This is a genomic window from Synechococcus sp. BO 8801, from assembly GCF_002252675.1.
GTDB lineage: Bacteria > Cyanobacteriota > Cyanobacteriia > PCC-6307 > Cyanobiaceae > Cyanobium.
Genome location: NZ_NQKY01000007.1, coordinates 150,031 through 164,516, shown reverse-complemented (window position 1 = coordinate 164,516; position 14,486 = coordinate 150,031). Strand labels below are relative to the sequence as shown.

At 71.8% G+C, this 14,486-nt stretch carries 14 protein-coding genes and 1 pseudogene; 9 read left to right on the top strand and 6 right to left on the bottom strand.

The genetic code is table 11. The features are described from left to right. The 6 genes and pseudogenes from CJZ86_RS16970 to CJZ86_RS07730 form a co-directional block, all read left to right on the top strand. Window positions 1-386: pseudogene (locus tag CJZ86_RS16970) on the top strand (hypothetical protein); the annotation flags it as partial. A gap of 7 nt (window positions 387-393) precedes the next feature. Further along, the gene (cobA, locus tag CJZ86_RS07750) at window positions 394-1,203 is read left to right on the top strand and encodes a uroporphyrinogen-III C-methyltransferase (RefSeq protein ID WP_094585372.1); all 810 of its coding nucleotides are present in this window, start codon (window positions 394-396) and stop codon (window positions 1,201-1,203) included. Window positions 1,204-1,223: 20 nt separating this feature from the next. Then, window positions 1,224-2,042, top strand: coding sequence for a molybdate ABC transporter substrate-binding protein (gene modA, locus CJZ86_RS07745; protein ID WP_094585371.1), 819 nt, complete (start codon window positions 1,224-1,226; stop codon window positions 2,040-2,042). Further along, window positions 2,042-3,898, top strand: a complete 1,857-nt coding sequence (gene modB, locus CJZ86_RS17510; RefSeq protein ID WP_094585370.1) for a molybdate ABC transporter permease subunit — start codon at window positions 2,042-2,044, stop codon at window positions 3,896-3,898. Before modA ends, modB begins: the two co-directional genes overlap by 1 nt. Window positions 3,899-3,939: 41 nt before the next feature. After that, a complete protein-coding gene (moaC, locus tag CJZ86_RS07735) occupies window positions 3,940-4,455 on the top strand; it encodes a cyclic pyranopterin monophosphate synthase MoaC (RefSeq protein WP_094585369.1) in 516 nt (171 codons plus the stop codon). Further along, entirely contained in the window at window positions 4,448-5,689 is a 1,242-nt protein-coding gene (locus CJZ86_RS07730) for a molybdopterin molybdotransferase MoeA (RefSeq protein ID WP_094585368.1), read from the top strand. The genes moaC and CJZ86_RS07730 overlap by 8 nt, the downstream gene beginning before the upstream one ends. A 1-nt stretch (window position 5,690) precedes the next feature. Here the strand turns inward: CJZ86_RS07730 and CJZ86_RS07725 are convergent, their stop codons facing one another. Genes CJZ86_RS07725 through CJZ86_RS07710 form a run of 4 tightly spaced genes read right to left on the bottom strand, consistent with a single transcriptional unit; the run spans window position 5,691 to window position 10,285 of the window. Next, window positions 5,691-6,272, bottom strand: a complete 582-nt coding sequence (locus CJZ86_RS07725; RefSeq protein WP_094585367.1) for a pyridoxamine 5'-phosphate oxidase family protein — start codon at window positions 6,270-6,272, stop codon at window positions 5,691-5,693. A gap of 34 nt (window positions 6,273-6,306) precedes the next feature. Then, window positions 6,307-6,792 carry a molybdopterin synthase catalytic subunit gene (locus CJZ86_RS07720; protein WP_094585366.1) on the bottom strand — a complete coding sequence of 162 codons (486 nt, stop codon included), beginning with the start codon at window positions 6,790-6,792 and terminating at the stop codon, window positions 6,307-6,309. Between the two features lie 3 nt (window positions 6,793-6,795). Then, window positions 6,796-7,083, bottom strand: a complete 288-nt coding sequence (locus CJZ86_RS07715) for a MoaD/ThiS family protein (RefSeq protein ID WP_094585365.1) — start codon at window positions 7,081-7,083, stop codon at window positions 6,796-6,798. Window positions 7,084-7,087: 4 nt separating this feature from the next. Further along, window positions 7,088-10,285, bottom strand: a complete 3,198-nt coding sequence (locus CJZ86_RS07710; protein ID WP_094585364.1) for a bifunctional diguanylate cyclase/phosphodiesterase — start codon at window positions 10,283-10,285, stop codon at window positions 7,088-7,090. A gap of 357 nt (window positions 10,286-10,642) precedes the next feature. Here CJZ86_RS07710 and CJZ86_RS07705 point away from each other — a divergent pair, with 357 nt between their 5' ends. Together CJZ86_RS07705 and CJZ86_RS07700 are read left to right on the top strand one after the other, a co-directional pair. Continuing rightward, entirely contained in the window at window positions 10,643-11,719 is a 1,077-nt protein-coding gene (locus CJZ86_RS07705) for an FAD-dependent oxidoreductase (protein WP_143594095.1), read from the top strand. Continuing rightward, window positions 11,716-12,906 carry a pyridoxal phosphate-dependent aminotransferase gene (locus CJZ86_RS07700; RefSeq protein ID WP_094585362.1) on the top strand — a complete coding sequence of 397 codons (1,191 nt, stop codon included), beginning with the start codon at window positions 11,716-11,718 and terminating at the stop codon, window positions 12,904-12,906. Before CJZ86_RS07705 ends, CJZ86_RS07700 begins: the two co-directional genes overlap by 4 nt. A 15-nt stretch (window positions 12,907-12,921) precedes the next feature. Here CJZ86_RS07700 and CJZ86_RS07695 read toward each other — a convergent pair whose 3' ends face one another. Continuing rightward, complete coding sequence (locus CJZ86_RS07695; protein ID WP_094585361.1) at window positions 12,922-13,776, bottom strand: MOSC domain-containing protein; 855 nt, start codon at window positions 13,774-13,776, stop codon at window positions 12,922-12,924. An 80-nt stretch (window positions 13,777-13,856) separates the two neighbouring features. On the opposite strand from CJZ86_RS07695, the gene CJZ86_RS07690 reads away from it, so the two are divergent. Beyond that, on the top strand, window positions 13,857-14,282 hold the full coding sequence (locus CJZ86_RS07690) for a hypothetical protein (RefSeq protein WP_094585360.1): 426 nt from the start codon (window positions 13,857-13,859) through the stop codon (window positions 14,280-14,282). 14 nt (window positions 14,283-14,296) lie between these two features. Here CJZ86_RS07690 and CJZ86_RS07685 read toward each other — a convergent pair whose 3' ends face one another. After that, window positions 14,297-14,482: a hypothetical protein gene (locus tag CJZ86_RS07685; RefSeq protein ID WP_094585359.1), complete on the bottom strand. Its 186-nt coding sequence runs from the start codon at window positions 14,480-14,482 to the stop codon at window positions 14,297-14,299. Window positions 14,483-14,486 lie beyond the last annotated feature (4 nt).

The window sequence follows — 14,486 nt, the reverse complement described above, 5'->3', positions numbered from 1 at the left end:
CCGTGCGGCGTCTGCCGTTCCTGGGGGCCTGGCCCGCCTGGCAGAGGGCCCTGGCCGCCGAGCTGGCGGCGCTGCCGGCGCCGGTTCAGCCGGCCGGAGCCCCTGCCCAGCCAGCACCCTGGCTGCTGCATCACCCGCTGGAGGGGCCGCTGGGGGCGGCGTTCCTGGCCCACCTGGAGGCGGTCACCGGTGGCCGCTGCCGCGCCACTCCATACAGTGCCCCCAGTCCCGAGGACGCTCCGCTGCCCCTGTCTGGCCCCGCCCTGCCCCTGGCCCTGGCCGCCAACCGGCTCACCGACGCCCTGCCGCCGTCGCTGGGCCTGCCGCTGCTGCAGCGGCCCCGGTTCCGGGCCGTGGTGCTGGAGGCCCTGATGGCGTTGCCATGACGGAGCCATGACGGACGAGACCCTGGCCCCCAGCGTCGATGACGGCCCCGGGACCGTGTACCTGGTGGGGGCGGGCCCGGGGGATCCGGATCTGCTCACCCTGCGGGCCCACCGGCTGCTGCAGCAGTGCGATGCCCTCGTCTACGACTCCCTGGTGCCCACCGCCCTGCTGGACTTGGTGCCCGAAGGGTGCGAGCGCCATTTCGTCGGCAAGCGCCGCGGCCACCACTCGGTGCCCCAGCCCAGCACCAACGCGGTGCTGCGGGAGCTGGCCGGCCGCCACCGGCTGATCGTGCGCCTCAAGGGCGGCGATCCGTTCCTGTTCGGCCGCGGCGGTGAGGAGGCGGCCCACCTGGCGGCCCACGGGATCCCGGTGCAGGTGGTGCCGGGGGTCACGGCCGGCATCGCCGCCCCCGCCTACGCCGGCATCCCGGTCACCCACCGGCGGGCGGGATCGAGCGTCACCTTCGTGACCGGCCACGAGGAGATCGACAAGCGCCGCCCCGGCGTCGACTGGCGCGGCCTGGCCCGCAGCAGCGACGGCCTGGTGATCTACATGGGGCTGCACAACCTGCGCCACATCATCGCGGAGCTGATCGAAGGCGGGCTCGCCCCCAGCACCCCCGCCGCCGTGATCCAGCAGGGCACCGTGCGGGGCCAGCGGCAGCTGGTGGCCACCCTGGACGTTCTGGCCGACCGGGTCGAGGCCGAGGCGTTCGCCTCCCCTTCGATCGTGGTGGTGGGCGCCGTGGTGCAGGAGCGGGTGCCGTCCTGCGCCCCGTCGCCGGCCGATGTGGCGATGCCGATACCCTTCTGAGGCCTCCGACTGCGCCGCCGATGGCCACCCCCCTGCCCCGGCGCGCAGCGGTTGCGGTTCTGCTGGCCGGACCTCTGCTCGTCGTTGGCCTGGTGGCCGCGGCGGGCGGCCGCCAGGGCGAGGCCAGGGCCGCGGCCCCGCCGCTGCTGGTGAGTGCGGCGGCCAGCCTTTCGGGGCCGCTGCAGGACCTGGCCGTTCCCTTCACCAGGGGCCAGGGAACGGCGCCGCCCCAGTTCAACTTCGGCGCCTCCGGTCTGCTGCAACAGCAGATCCAGCAGGGGGCCCCGGCGGATGTGTTCCTCTCCGCGGGCGCCCGGCCGATGGACACTCTGGAGCGGGCGGGCCTGCTGCTGGCCGGCAGCCGCCGGGATCTTCTGGGCAACCGGCTGGTGCTGGTGGTGCCGGCCCGGGCGCCGCGGCGCCCCCTGGACGTCACGGGACTGGCGGGCCCCGGGGTGCGGCGCATCGCCATCGGTGACGGCACCGTGCCGGCCGGCGACTACGCCCGCCAGGTGCTGGCCCACAAAGGACTCACTGCGGCCGTGGCCCCGAAGCTGGTGCCCCTGGGGTCGGTGCGGGCCGTGGCCCGGGCCGTGGCTGACGGCAACGTGGACGCCGGTTTCGTGTACCGCAGCGATGCGGTGCAACTGGGGGGCCTGCGGGTGGTGGCCACCGCCCCGCTCACCAGCCATGCCCCGATCCGCTACAGCGGCGCGGTGCTGCGCAGCAGCCGCCAGCCCCAGCTGGCCCTGGCCTATCTGCGCTCCCTGGGCAGCCCCGCCGCCCGGGCCCTGTTCCGTCGCGAGGGCTTCGAGATCCTGCCCGGTCGGGCCCCCTGATGGAGGCCGGCCCCGGCCTGTCGCCCCTGGTGCTGTCGCTGCGCAGCGCCACCCTGGCGGTGCTGCTGGTGCTCCCGGCTGGGTTCCTCGCCGCCGATCGGGTGCGGCGCTGGCGGGGCGCGCGGCGCGCCACGGCCGACCTGCTGCTGCTCTCCCCCCTGGTGCTGCCGCCCACGGTGCTGGGGTTCGTGCTGCTGCAGCTGCTGGGCCGTTACGGCCCCCTGGGGGAACCCCTGGCGCGGCTGGGGCTGGAGCTGGTGTTCAGCTGGCCCGCCACGGTGCTGAGCGCGGCGGTGGTGGCCTTCCCCCTGATGTACCGCACCCTGCTGGCGTCGCTGGAGCAGCTGGATCCCGGCCTGGAGGGGGTGGCCCGCAGCCTGGGGGCTGGGCCGTGGCGGGTGTGGCGGCGGATCACCCTGCCCCTGGTGCTGCCAGGGCTGGGGGCAGGCCTGAGCCTGAGCTACGCCCGGGCCCTGGGGGAGTTCGGCACCACCCTGATGCTGGCGGGCAACATCCCCGGCCGCACCCAGACCCTGCCCCTGGCGATCTACGCGGCCGTCGATGCCGGCGACCTGCCCCGGGCCTGGGCTTGGACCGGCCAGGTGCTGCTGCTGAACGGGCTCTGCCTGGGGCTGGTGCAGCTGTTCCTCAGCCGCTCCCGCCGGACGCGCCGGCCGGGCACACCCGCGGCTGCGCCTGCCCCGGCCGTGCCCCCGTCGCCGCCGGGGCCTCCAGTGCCCCCCCTGGTGCTCGAGCGCCCCTTCGGCCTCCGCTTTGCGCTCCAGCAGTGCCACGGTGACTTCCGCTTCGAGCTGGCCCTCGACACCTCCTGCCGCCGGCTGGCGATCCTGGGGCCCTCCGGGGCCGGCAAGAGCCTTCTGCTGCGCCTGCTGGCCGGGCTGGAGCGCCCCCGGGCCGGGCGGATCGAGCTCAACGGCCGGGTGCTGTTCGATGCGGAGCGGGGCATCGACCTGCCTCCGGAGCGGCGCCGCATCGCCGTGATGCTTCAGAACGATGCCCTCTTCCCCCACATGAGCGTGGCCGCCAACGTGGGCTTCGGCCTGGCCAACCTGCCGCCGGCCGAACGCCACGCCCGGGTGGCGGCCCAGCTGGCGGCGGTGGGGCTGCAGGAGCAGGCGCGGCTGTTCCCCGCCCAGCTCTCGGGGGGCCAGCAGCAGCGCACGGCCCTGGCCCGGGCCCTGGTGACCGATCCGGATCTGCTGCTGCTGGATGAGCCCCTCTCCTCCCAGGACACCCACCGCCGCCAGCATCTCCAGCAGCTGATGGAGGACCTGACGGCCCGCTCCGGGGTGCCCACCCTGCTGGTGACCCACGACATGGAGGAGGCCTACCGCCTGGGCGAGGAACTGCTGGTGATCGACCGGGGGGCGCTGCTGCGCCATGGCCCCCGCGAGGAGGTGTTCGAGCGGCCCGGGGCCGTGACGGTGGCGCGGCTGACGGGCTGCAGGAACATCTCCGCGGTGCAGTGGCTCGGGCCCACCCGGCTGCGGGCCCTGGCCTGGGGCCTGGACCTGGAGCTGCCGGAGCCCCTGGAGGCGGCCGTCAGCCACGTGGGGATGCGGGCTCACCAGCTGGAGCTCGCCGCCGCTGCCGTGCCAGGGGCGGCCCACCACTGGTCCTGCCGGGTGGTGGGGGTGAGCGAGGGGCCGCGCCATGTCAGCGTCTCGGTGGTGCCCCAGGCCAGCCCCGCGGGGCCCGGCCTCCCGGGGGGCGGGCCACGCGAACCGATCCTGGTGGAGCTGCCCCGAAGGGCCTGGAGCGTCCTTGCCCCGGCTGCGGCAAGCGGCCCCCTGGTGATCTCCCTGCCCGCGGGCGGGCTGCTGCCGCTGCGATGAGCGCCATGCTGGGGGCACCGTCCCGACGCTTGCGCCCCGGCATGAACCAGCCTGGCCTCTCGCACCTCAACGCCGCCGGCCAGGTGCACATGGTGGAGGTGGGCGACCGGCCCGCCAGTGACCGCCGCGCCGTGGCCGAGGGCTGCATCTCCATGGCGCCGGAGGTGCTGGCCCTGGTGCTGGAGGGCCGGGCGGCCAAGGGGGATGTGCTGGCGGTGGCCCGGGTGGCGGCGATCCAGGGCGCCAAGCGCACCTGGGAGCTGATTCCCCTGTGCCATCCGATCGCCCTCACCGGCCTGGAGGTGTTGATCGAGCCGATGGCCGACGGCAGCGGGCTGCGGCTGGAGGCCAGCGCCCGCACCACCGGCGCCACCGGCGTGGAGATGGAGGCGCTGACGGCGGTGCAGGTGGGCCTGCTCACCCTCTACGACATGGTCAAGTCGGCTGATCCGGCCATGACCATCGGCCCGGTGCGGCTGCTGCGCAAGGAAGGGGGGCGCCGCGGCCCCTGGCAGCACCCCGACGTCCGGGGCCTGGCCGGGGAGAGCGATGGCTGAGCCGTTCCCCCGCGAAGGCCTCCCCCTGGAGGAGGCACGGCGCCGGGTGCTGGCGGCGATCACCCCGCTGACGGGCCGTGAGCGGCTGCCGCTGGCGCGCTGCCTGGGCCGGGTGAGCGCCGAGCCGGTGCGGGCCGCCGAGGCCGTGCCGGGTTTCCGGGCCTCGATCATGGATGGCTACGCCATCGCCGAAGCCGAGGCCCCCAGCCCTGGCCGCCGCTGGTCCCTGGTGGGCCGCTCCGCCCCCGGCGCGCCCTACGGAGCGGTGCTGGCGGCGGGGGAGGCGATCCGGATCCTCACCGGCGCGCCCCTGCCCGAGGGGGCCCAGCGGGTGCTGCCCCAGGAGCTGGTGACGCCCGATCCCGCTGCCGACAGCCTTGTGCTCACCGGAGAGGCGGGTCCCAACCCCTGGATCCGGGCCCCGGAGGAGGAGGCCGCCGCCGGCGACGCACTGCTGCCGGCCGGGGTGCGGCTGGGGGCCGCCGCCCTGGGGCGGCTGGCCAGCTGCGGCGTGGCGGCGCTGGAGGTGCGTGTCCAGCCGCGGGTGGGGCTGCTGATCAGCGGCGATGAGCTGGTGGCGGCCGGCGCGGCCCGGGGGCCGGGGCAGATCTGGGAGAGCAACGGCACCCTGCTGCGGGCCCTGCTGGAGCGGCTGGGCTACCCCGTCAGCGAGCAGCGGGTGGTGGCCGACGATCCCGCCGCCCTCCGCCGGGCGCTGCGGGAGCTGGCCGCCGGCTGCGACGTGGTGGTCAGCACCGGCGGCGTGTCCGCCGGCGACAGCGACTGGATCCGGCCCCTGCTGAGCGAGCTGGGGGAGGTGGGCTTCTGGAAGCTGTTCCTCAAGCCCGGCCGGCCCTTCGCCTTCGGCCGGCTGGGGACTCGCCCCTTCTTCGGCCTGCCCGGCAACCCGGTGGCCGCGGCGATCACGGCCCTGCAGCTGCTGTGGCCGGCCCTGCAGCAGCTGGAGGGGGGCGAGGTGGTGCTGCTGCCGCGGCTGAAGGTGCGGCTGGCCTCGCCCCTGAAACGGGGCGCCGGCCGGCCCGAACTGGCCCGGGCCCGGTTGGCGGTGGCTGGCGACGGCGCCCTGCTGGCGCTGGTGGAGGGCAGCCAGGCCTCCTCCCGCATCGGCTCGCTGCAGGGGGCCGACCTGCTGCTGGAGATCCCCGCCGAGGTGGGTGCCCTGGAGGCCGGCACGGAGCTGTGGGCCCAGCTGCTGCGGCTGCCGCTGCTCTGAGTCAGTCGCTGCTGGCCTCAGGCGCTCCGGGGGCGGTGATCGGCGCCGGAATCGGGGCGGGGAGGCCGTCGATGCTGCGGCGGTTCTTGCGCTTCCAGTAGCGCTCCAGGCCGTCGTTCCCCTTCCGGCGCGCCCAGCTGTCGAGCTCGGTGCGGTCGCCGCCGTAGCTGTAGCGGGGCACCGCCATGCCGCAGGAGGTCTGGACCCGTTCGATGGCCAGGTCGAAGATCTGGCGGGCGCCGGCCAGGGGCTCGAAGTGGGCGTACAGGCCGTCCCAGCCGGCCTCGCCCCGCTGGATGGTGCGGGCGGTGCCGTAGAGCCGCAGGATCTGGGGCGGGCCCTCGAAGGCACAGAACATCAGCGTCATGCGCGGGCATGCCTGCACGTGGGCGGCGGTCTCGTTGCCGCTGCCGGTGAGGTTGAGCCAGATCACCCGGCGCTCGTCGAGCACCCGCAACGCATCCCGCCCCTTGGGGGACACGTTCACCGTGCTGTCCGCGGTGGCGGTGCCGACGAAGAAGAGCTTCTGGGCGGCGATGAAGGTGATCTGGTCGGCCGAGAGGGCGTCGCTGGACTGGCCCATGGAACGGGGTGCGAAGGGAGGGGAGTGGAAGGGTTCACAGCGGTGTGTTGCCGGCCACCCAGGTGCCGCGGCCGCCGCTCCACTCCCGTTTCCAGAAGGGGGCGTGGTGCTTGAGATCCTCCAGCAGCTCCTGGACGCAGCGCAGGGCGGGACCGCGGCGGTCGGCCTGGACGGCCACCAGCACGATGGCCTCCCCCGGCCGCACCCGCCCCACCCGGTGCGCCACCAGCACCGCGCCCGCCCCGTGGCGCGCCGCGCAGGCCTCGGCGAGGCTCCGCAGCTGGGCCTCGGTCATGCCGGGATAGTGCTCCAGTTCCAGGGCCTCGAGGGGCTCGCCGGCGGCGGTGGTGGGGCGGACGCGGCCGATGAAGTGGCTTTCGGCGGCTGAGCTCGTGGCGTCGGGCCCCTCGGCAGCCAGGCTCCGCTGCCAGGCCGCCAGCCGTTCCAGCGGCTGGAAGGGGGCCTCCAGGAGCTGCACCACGATCGGGGCTGCCGGGCGGACGGGGCTGGTGGTGGACATCGGTCAGCCTCCGGTGATCGGGGGCAGGAAGGCCACCTCGTCGCCGGGGGACAGGGGGCTGTCGGGGGCGGCGAAGGCCTGGTTGATGGCCACCCGGACCGTGGCCGGCAGCTCGGCGCCCTCCTCGCCGGGGCCGCCGTCCAGGGCCAGCTGCCGCCAGAGATCCGCGGCGGTGGTGCGCTGGGCACCTGGGCGGGCGTCGAGCTGGATGAGCCGTTCGCCCCAGCCCGCCTGTTCGCGCAGGCCGGCGAACAGGCGCACATGCACGGGGGGGACGCTCGGGTGGGTCATGGGGTCAGGCGGAGAGGCCGACCTGGCTGTGCAGGGACCGGCAGACCACCCGGTTGCGGCCATGGCGTTTGGCTTCGTAGAGGCAGTCGTCGGCCAGCTGCAGCAGCCTGTCGGCGTCGCACTCGGCCATCGAGTTCGGATCCCAGGCCGCGATGCCGATGCTGACGGTGAGGACGTTGCCGGTGGCGACTCCCGGGTGGTAGATGCCCTTGTCCTGGATCGACTCGCGCAGCTTCTCGCACAGGAGCAGGGAGGCATCGGCATCGGTCTTGGGCAGGATGATGGCGAATTCCTCGCCCCCCAGCCGGGCCACGAAGTCGCTTTTTCGGCGCAGGGACGTCCGCAGGGCATCGGCGATCTCCTTGAGGCATCGGTCGCCGTAGGCGTGGCCCAGAACATCATTCACCACCTTGAACTGATCGATGTCGATGAGTGCCAGGGACAGGTTGACCTGGGCGGCTCTGGAGGCGGAGACATTCCCCTTCAGGAAGGAATCGAAGCTGCGGCGATTGGCGAGCTGGGTGAGGGGATCCAGCATCGCCAGCCGCTTCGAGCGCTCGCTCTCGAAGGCATAGAACAGCAGGCTCAGCAGGCTGCTCATCGCTTCGATGCGTTGCACCTCCTGGTCGCTGAAGACGCTGCCTTCATGCAGGGCGATCGTGAGCACCGGGATGGAAACCCCGCGTGAGTCCAGTCGGATGCCGAGGTAATCGCTGCAGCCCACCTCCCTGAGGGAGTCCAGAAAGGGGAAGCCGTTGTCCTTCGTGGCGACCAGCTGCTGCCGAAACACCTTGCTCCTGGTGGCGATGAAATGCAGGGGGCTGCGCAGGTGTTCATCCTGCTCCAGGAAGTCCCGCTCCATGCGCAGGGTGCTGACAAGGCCCGGCCTGGAGCTCACCCAGACATACTGGCTGCAGTCGATGTCATCCTGGTCGGGTAGGAAGGCCAGGGAGAAACGGTGGATCTCCAGGCCCCAGGACTTCAGTTCATTGACGAACAGGAGCACGAACTCCTCGAGGCTGCGCAGCCTCGACCAGTTGTCGATGATGTAGCGCTCCAGCGGAATTTTCCTGTCGGAGGTGTTGAATTCGTCGCCATGCCCGGAATCGCGCAGTCTTGATGTGGCACGGATCTGCTCCAGCGTCTGCTGCAGGGAATCGCGGTCCGCCCATTCGGAGGATCGGATGAACGACTCCACCTCCTCCAGGGGAAGGGGTGGCGAGACGAGGAACCCCTGCAGGGCATCAGCTCCCAGCCGGATGACGGCGGTGAGTTCGTTGTGGGTTTCGACGCCCTCACAGACCACGGTCTTGCCGAGGGCGTGGACGGTGTCGATGAAGGAGCCGACATAGCGCTGCAGCCGGAAGGAACGATCGACCCCCTTGATCAGATCAATGTCGAGCTTGATGGCGTCGTACCAGGCTTCGCTGATGCGTCGGTAGTTGGAGAGTCCGGAGCCGAAGTCGTCGATGAAGATTCTGAAGTTCAGCTCCCGCATCAGCCGCTCCGAAGCCGTTGTCACCCCCTCCGATCCCGCCAGAATGTCCGTGGCGGCCATCTCCGTGATCTCAATGCAGAAAATCGAGCTGTCGATGCCATGGTGCTTGACCAAACCGATCAGCTGGTTGAGGCGCTGATCGGTGGAGACGGAATCAGAGCTGATGTTGACGGAGACATACTCGATGCGATGACGCAGAAACTCCGAGGCATTGATCTGCTGTTGCACGTCGTTGAGCCTGCTCACCACAAGGGCATCGATCTTGTGGGCGATGCCGATGTCATGGGCCAGCTGAATCACGTGCCCCGTGCCGAGCTTGCTCAGGGCCGGCGGCAGGAAGCGGATCAGCAGTTCAAGCCCGAAATGGCCTGGATTGCTGAGCTGAAGAATCGGCTGGAAGCGCAGTTCCAGGTCACTGGCCTTCAGGGACGTGAGTTGGCTTCTGATCTCGCCCTTATCCTTGACGAGCAGATCATCACCGCTCTTCACGAGGCGGTAGGAACGTCTGTCTTCGGCCGCCAGTATCTCCCCGAAGGCCTGCATCGTCAGCAGGGTTTCGGGTGGGGCATCCAGCTGAAATCGCTGCCCGGTGATGGTCACATCGTCCCAGGCGAGCACGGTATCGCTGGAGATCTGGATCGATCCGGAGACAATGCCGAGCAGACGGGCCAGGAGCGCCTCACAGGCAGCGTTGTCATCGATGGGAATGCTGCCGGAGGCCCGCACGATCAGGGCGATCTTGTTTTTCGAGACGTGGTAGAAGTTGAAGCCGGGATGCACAGCCCATCCCTTGTCAATCGCCCGACAGGCTTTCGTGAGGATGTCGTTGATCTCCACCTCACTGAGATAGCCGCGTTGCCGTTCGAGATAGCGGAAGTCGATGGTCACCAGGAAGCCGTCTTCGCCGCGTTCCGCGTGCTTCCTGAGGGCCGATGCCTCAAGATCCTTCACCAGGGCGTAGTGCGTCAGGAAGGACGTCTGGCCGTGCTTGCGGAAGCTTCCGGTCACCGGTTGCTCCTTCCTCCGGTTGTGGCTGGAACGCCAGGCGATCGCCACGCTCGTTCCGATCCCCAGCAGCCCCAGGGTCAGGGCGAGGTTGCGGACGCGATCCGCCTGGGTGGGCAGGGCCGGCGCCAGGGTCAGCCCCACCGCCAGATCCCCGAAATCCACCCGGTAGAGCGAACCGGCCGGCGCTCCCTTCACGATCCCCTTCGCCTCCAGGGCGGTCCATGGGGCCAGCCGGATCTGCCTGTCGCCTTCTTGATCGCGGTTGACCAGGCTGGCCCCGGAGAGCCGGATCCATTCGGGGGCCCGCCGGCGGGCGGGGCCCGTGGTGAAAAGCAGGGCATTCCCCTGGCTCGGTTCGTCCGCCACCACCAGCACCAGCCGGGTGAAGCGTCGGGGGCAGACCAGGGGCCTGCCCTTCAGGGTCGCGGACCCCGTTGCCATCACCGCCGGAACGGGGGAGTTCGCCAGCTCCGCCTCGGCGACGGACTGCAGCCCCAGGGAGGCCAGGGGCGGCCCCGGGGTGCTGAGGCTGCGCTCGACGCCCTGCAGGGCGGTGCACAGCCGCCCGGCGATCCGATCATCCTGGCGGCGTAAGTCGTTGGAACTGCGCTGATCCAGCAGGTGGGTGAAGATCAGAAGCGAGGTGCCCGAAAGAAGCGCTCCACTGATGATTATCAATGTGGTGCGTCGGCGCATGTTCCTTCCTCACCAGCCTCACCTTAGCCACCGTAGGCGTGGCGAGCTTCCAGTCCTCGCAGGTTCCCTGCCCGGTGGAACCGTTCGATCTTCTTCCCGGCCGTTCTTTTCCCTGGGTTTCCTCACCATTGCTCAGGGAAAACTCAGGCTTGCTCGCTGAGCGCTGGAAGGTGACTACGGCGACGTCCACAGGTTTGCCGTGGCCCCTAACATTCGCGGGCATGCATCCTTTCTGGCCGTGGGCGCCGCACGGATTACGAGTTCAGCGGTTGGGTCGGCAGTTGGGTGGCCGGGTGTGTCAGCACATCCCTGCTTGATCACCGGGCATGTTTTCATCTTGCCGATGGATCTTCAGCCGTGATCCATACAGCTGTGGTGGGAGGCGGCGCCTGCGGGCTGGCCGTGGCCAGGGGGCTCTGGCAGCAGGGCCGTCCCGTGCGCGTCTATGAACGGGCCCTGGCCTCCCATCTCCATGGCCATGGCTTCCTCCTGCTGGCCAATGGTCGCGCCGCCCTGCGCCGGCTCGGCTGCGACCCGGACGGCACCCTGGGCCATCCGATCACGTCGGTGAGGATCCTCTGCTGTTCAGGCCAGGTGCTGGTGGAGCACCCGCTCGAGGGGGCGGTGGCGATGCTGCGCCACCAGCTGCTCAATGTGCTGCTACGCGGCGCCCCCGACGATCTGGTCCACTACAACCACCCGTTCGAGCGCTTCGACTGGGACCGGGAGCGGGCCCGGGCAGTGTGTTTCCAGAACGGTCGCTCCCACCCCGCCGATGCCTTCGTCGCCGCCGACGGGGTGCGCTCCAGCTGCAGGCTGTCCCTGGGATGCGGGGCGATGACCAACCCGGGCCGGGTCAAGGAGATCGTGGCCCACGTGCGCCAGCCCCTGGTGGCGGCCGAGCTGGGCCACCGCTTCCTCAAGGTGCTCGATCCCTCCGGGGGACTGGCGGTCGGCCTGGTGCCCCTGGGCGATGACCGGCTGGTCTGGTTCGTGCAGTTCGACAGCCAACGCTTCACCGTCCCCCAGCCCTCCGAGGTGGGGGCCTTTCTCGAGGCGCACTTCGGGGGGTTCCCCGCCGTGGTGCGCCACGTGCTGGCGGCCACCGATCCGGCCCGCGCCCATGTGTGGCACACGGTGGACGAGGATCCGGCCACCCGCTGGAGCAAGGGCAACGTGGCCCTGGCGGGGGACGCGGCCCACCCGCTGCTGCCGTTCACCAGCCAGGGGGTCAACACCGCCCTGGAGGATGCGGTGGTCCTCAGCGACCTGCTGCTTGGCTGCCGGGATCCCGCCGATGTGCCGGAGCTGTTCAGTGCCTACGAACGCCAGCGGCGGCCGGCGCTGCTGGGCTGTGTGGAGGCCGGTCGCGAGATGGCGAGGTCGTTCGTCCAGCCGTCGGCCACCCGGCTCCAGCTGCCGCTGATGGCATGAGCGATCGCTTCGCCGACAGCTTCCGCGACGGCGCGGTGCCGATGGAGCTGCTGCGCCAGCGGGCCCACAACCTGCGCTGGGCCGAGCAGGCCCCCGGGGTGATCCCGCTCACCGCCGCCGATCCCGATTTCCCGGCGGCGCCGGTCATCCGCGACGCCATCGCCGACTACGCCCGCTCCGGGGTGTTCAGCTACGGCCCCGCCGGCGGGCTGGCCTCCTTCCGGCAGGCGGTGGCCGGCTACCTGCGGCAGCGGGGGGCGTCGGTTCCGCCTGAAGGGGTGCTGGCGGTCAACAGTGCGGCCGCCGGTCTGGCCCTGGTGACCCGCCACTGGCTCTCGCCCGGCGACGAGGCGATCGTCTGGGATCCGGTCGACTTCCTCTTCGCCCACACCGTCCGCAGCGCCGGCGGGGTGCCGGTGCTGTGGCGCATCGATCCCGAGGCCCCCCTGGATCTGGCGGCGCTGGAGGCCCTGGTGACCAGCCGCACCCGGGTGCTGTGCCTCTGCAACCCCCACAACCCCCTGGGCCGCTGCTTTCGCCGCGACGAACTCGAGGCCCTCGGCCGCTTCTGTCTGGAGCGGGGGTTGCGGGTGCTGAGCGATGAGGTGTGGAGCGATGTGGTCTACCCGCCGGCCACCTTCACCAGCTGGCTGGCCCTGGAGCCGGAGCTGGCCGGCCTCGGGGCGGTGGTGCATGGCTTCTCCAAGTCCTTCGGCCTGGCCGGTCTGCGGGTGGGCTACGTGGCGATGGCGGATCCGGAGGCGGCCGCCCGGCTGCTGGCCGACAGCGAGCTGCCCTCCACCGTCGATGGCGTGGCCACCCTCAGCCAGGTGGCGGCCACGGCGGCCTACAGCCCCGACGGCCTGGCCTGGCTGGAGGCCTTCCTGCGCCACCTCCAGGCCCGCCGCGACCAGGCCGTCACCCGGCTGGCGGCGATCCCCGGCCTGCGGGTGCAGCCCCCCGCGGCCACCTTCGTGCTGTTCGTTGGCCTGCCGCCGCTGCAGGAGAGCGTCGAGGAACTGGTGGAGCGGCTGCGGCGGGAGCACGGGGTGGCGGTGGTGCCGGGGAGCCCCCGCTGGTTCGGCCCCGGGGCGGCGGGCCATCTGCGGCTGAGTTTCGCCACCTCCGAGGCCCTGCTGGGCGAGGCCCTCGAGCGCCTGGCGGCCGGGCTGGCCCCGGCGCCCTAGCCAGCGGCGGGCCGCTCAGGGCAAAAGCCGCACCGGATCCCCAACCGCCACCGGACCGGGGCTGACCACACTCAGGCGGATGCCGGCCACCACGCCGTTGTGACGGGCGGTGGCCCGCAGGATCTCCAGGTTTTCCTCCAGGGCGCCCTGGGCCAGGGTGGTGACGACGCAGCGGGGGCAGCCGCCGTCCACACGCAGCACCAGCTGCTCGCCGATCTGCAGGCAGGCGCCGCTCCAGCCCTCCTCCACGAAGCCGGAGGACTCCGGCGGCGTGGCGATCAGCAGGTTGGGGCGGAAGCGCTCGACGGCGAAATCCAGCTGGGGTTCGAGCTGGCGCAGCCGCTCCAGGGTGGCGGTGGTGATGGCGTGGATGGGGCAGGCATCGAAGAAGGTGCCTTCGGGCAGCTCCAGGGCGTTGGTCACGTCCTGGAAGGCGCGCTCCTTCACCGGCGGCCAGTACTGGTCGAGGCTGGCCCCCTCCGGCGGGGTGTCCAGCAGGCTCACCCTGCGCCCGAACAGCTCGCTGAAGAAGGCGTCCACATCGTCCTCGCCGCTGCAGAGCCCGGCGCTGCCGTCGTCCTCGCGGGGGGCGATCAGCACCGGCGGCAGGGGCGCCGCCGGCGTCGGTTCCTCCCGGAAGCGGGCCCGGTAGCCCAGCAGGCCCTGCCAGAGCCGCGGGTTCTTGGCGCTGGCCACCCGGCCGCTGGCGTGGTCCCAGAGGGCATAGGCCCGGTCGCCCCGGATGCCGCGGGGGTCGACGTCGAGCTGGCTGGGGGTGTCCCCGAGCATCGACTTCACCGGGTAGCGCCAGAGCGCCTGCACCGTTCCCACCAGATCCTGCACGCCCGTCGCCTGTCGTTGCCGGCGCACTCTGGGGGCGGAGGCGCGCCAACGCCGGTAGCAGCACCTACCGTCCGCAGGGCGCACGCCGGGATCCGCTCTCCTGGGCCATGAAGGACTTCATCCACCTGCGATCCGCCCGCTTCCCCGAGCTCCCCGGCGAGGCCGGGGAGATGGTGAACCCGGGCACGGTGGGCAAGGCCCTGGCGCTGCATCTGCAGGAGCGGCTGCGGGCGAACGGCCGGCAGGTTCCTTTCCTCTGCTGCGAGGACTGGGGCTGGTGGGTGGAGCTGGCCGACGCCCCCTTCCGTTTCGGGGTCTGCATCTACAGCCAGCCGGCAGAGGGGGAGGCCATGGAGTTCTGCTGCACCGACGGGGCCGTCGCCGAGCGGATCTGGCAGTGGCGCCGCTTCCGCATCATCGACACGGCCCCCTGGGCCGAGGCACTGCACGGGGAACTGCTGGCGATCTTCCGCGACGATCCGGAGGTGGAGCTGCTCGGCAGCGGTCCCACGTTTCCCTTGGGGGCCCCCTGAACTGGCGCGCCCTGTCAGGGGCTCCAGAAGCCGCGGGAGTTGAGCCACAGCCCGAGCACCAGCAGCGGCAGCAGGAACCCCGCCAGGATCTGCAGCCGCGGCCGCAGGCCGGTGGCTTCCGGTGCGGCCCCGGCGACGTTCTGCCGGGGGGGCGTGCCCTTGCCATGGGTGGGCGTGCGTCGGCGCGATCGCGAAGCCATGGAC

Excerpts from the sequence above, each read along its gene's own strand:
- CJZ86_RS07710 (WP_094585364.1), bottom strand. The coding sequence starts at position 10,285 with ATGCGCCGACGCACCACATTGATAATCATCAGTGGAGCGCTTCTTTCG.
- modA (WP_094585371.1), top strand. The coding sequence starts at position 1,224 with ATGGCCACCCCCCTGCCCCGGCGCGCAGCGGTTGCGGTTCTGCTGGCC.
- modB (WP_094585370.1), top strand. The coding sequence starts at position 2,042 with ATGGAGGCCGGCCCCGGCCTGTCGCCCCTGGTGCTGTCGCTGCGCAGC.
- CJZ86_RS07720 (WP_094585366.1), bottom strand. The coding sequence starts at position 6,792 with ATGTCCACCACCAGCCCCGTCCGCCCGGCAGCCCCGATCGTGGTGCAG.
- CJZ86_RS07715 (WP_094585365.1), bottom strand. The coding sequence starts at position 7,083 with ATGACCCACCCGAGCGTCCCCCCCGTGCATGTGCGCCTGTTCGCCGGC.
- CJZ86_RS07725 (WP_094585367.1), bottom strand. The coding sequence starts at position 6,272 with ATGGGCCAGTCCAGCGACGCCCTCTCGGCCGACCAGATCACCTTCATC.
- moaC (WP_094585369.1), top strand. The coding sequence starts at position 3,940 with ATGAACCAGCCTGGCCTCTCGCACCTCAACGCCGCCGGCCAGGTGCAC.
- CJZ86_RS07685 (WP_094585359.1), bottom strand. The coding sequence starts at position 14,482 with ATGGCTTCGCGATCGCGCCGACGCACGCCCACCCATGGCAAGGGCACG.
- cobA (WP_094585372.1), top strand. The coding sequence starts at position 394 with ATGACGGACGAGACCCTGGCCCCCAGCGTCGATGACGGCCCCGGGACC.
- CJZ86_RS07730 (WP_094585368.1), top strand. The coding sequence starts at position 4,448 with ATGGCTGAGCCGTTCCCCCGCGAAGGCCTCCCCCTGGAGGAGGCACGG.
- CJZ86_RS07690 (WP_094585360.1), top strand. The coding sequence starts at position 13,857 with ATGAAGGACTTCATCCACCTGCGATCCGCCCGCTTCCCCGAGCTCCCC.
- CJZ86_RS07700 (WP_094585362.1), top strand. The coding sequence starts at position 11,716 with ATGAGCGATCGCTTCGCCGACAGCTTCCGCGACGGCGCGGTGCCGATG.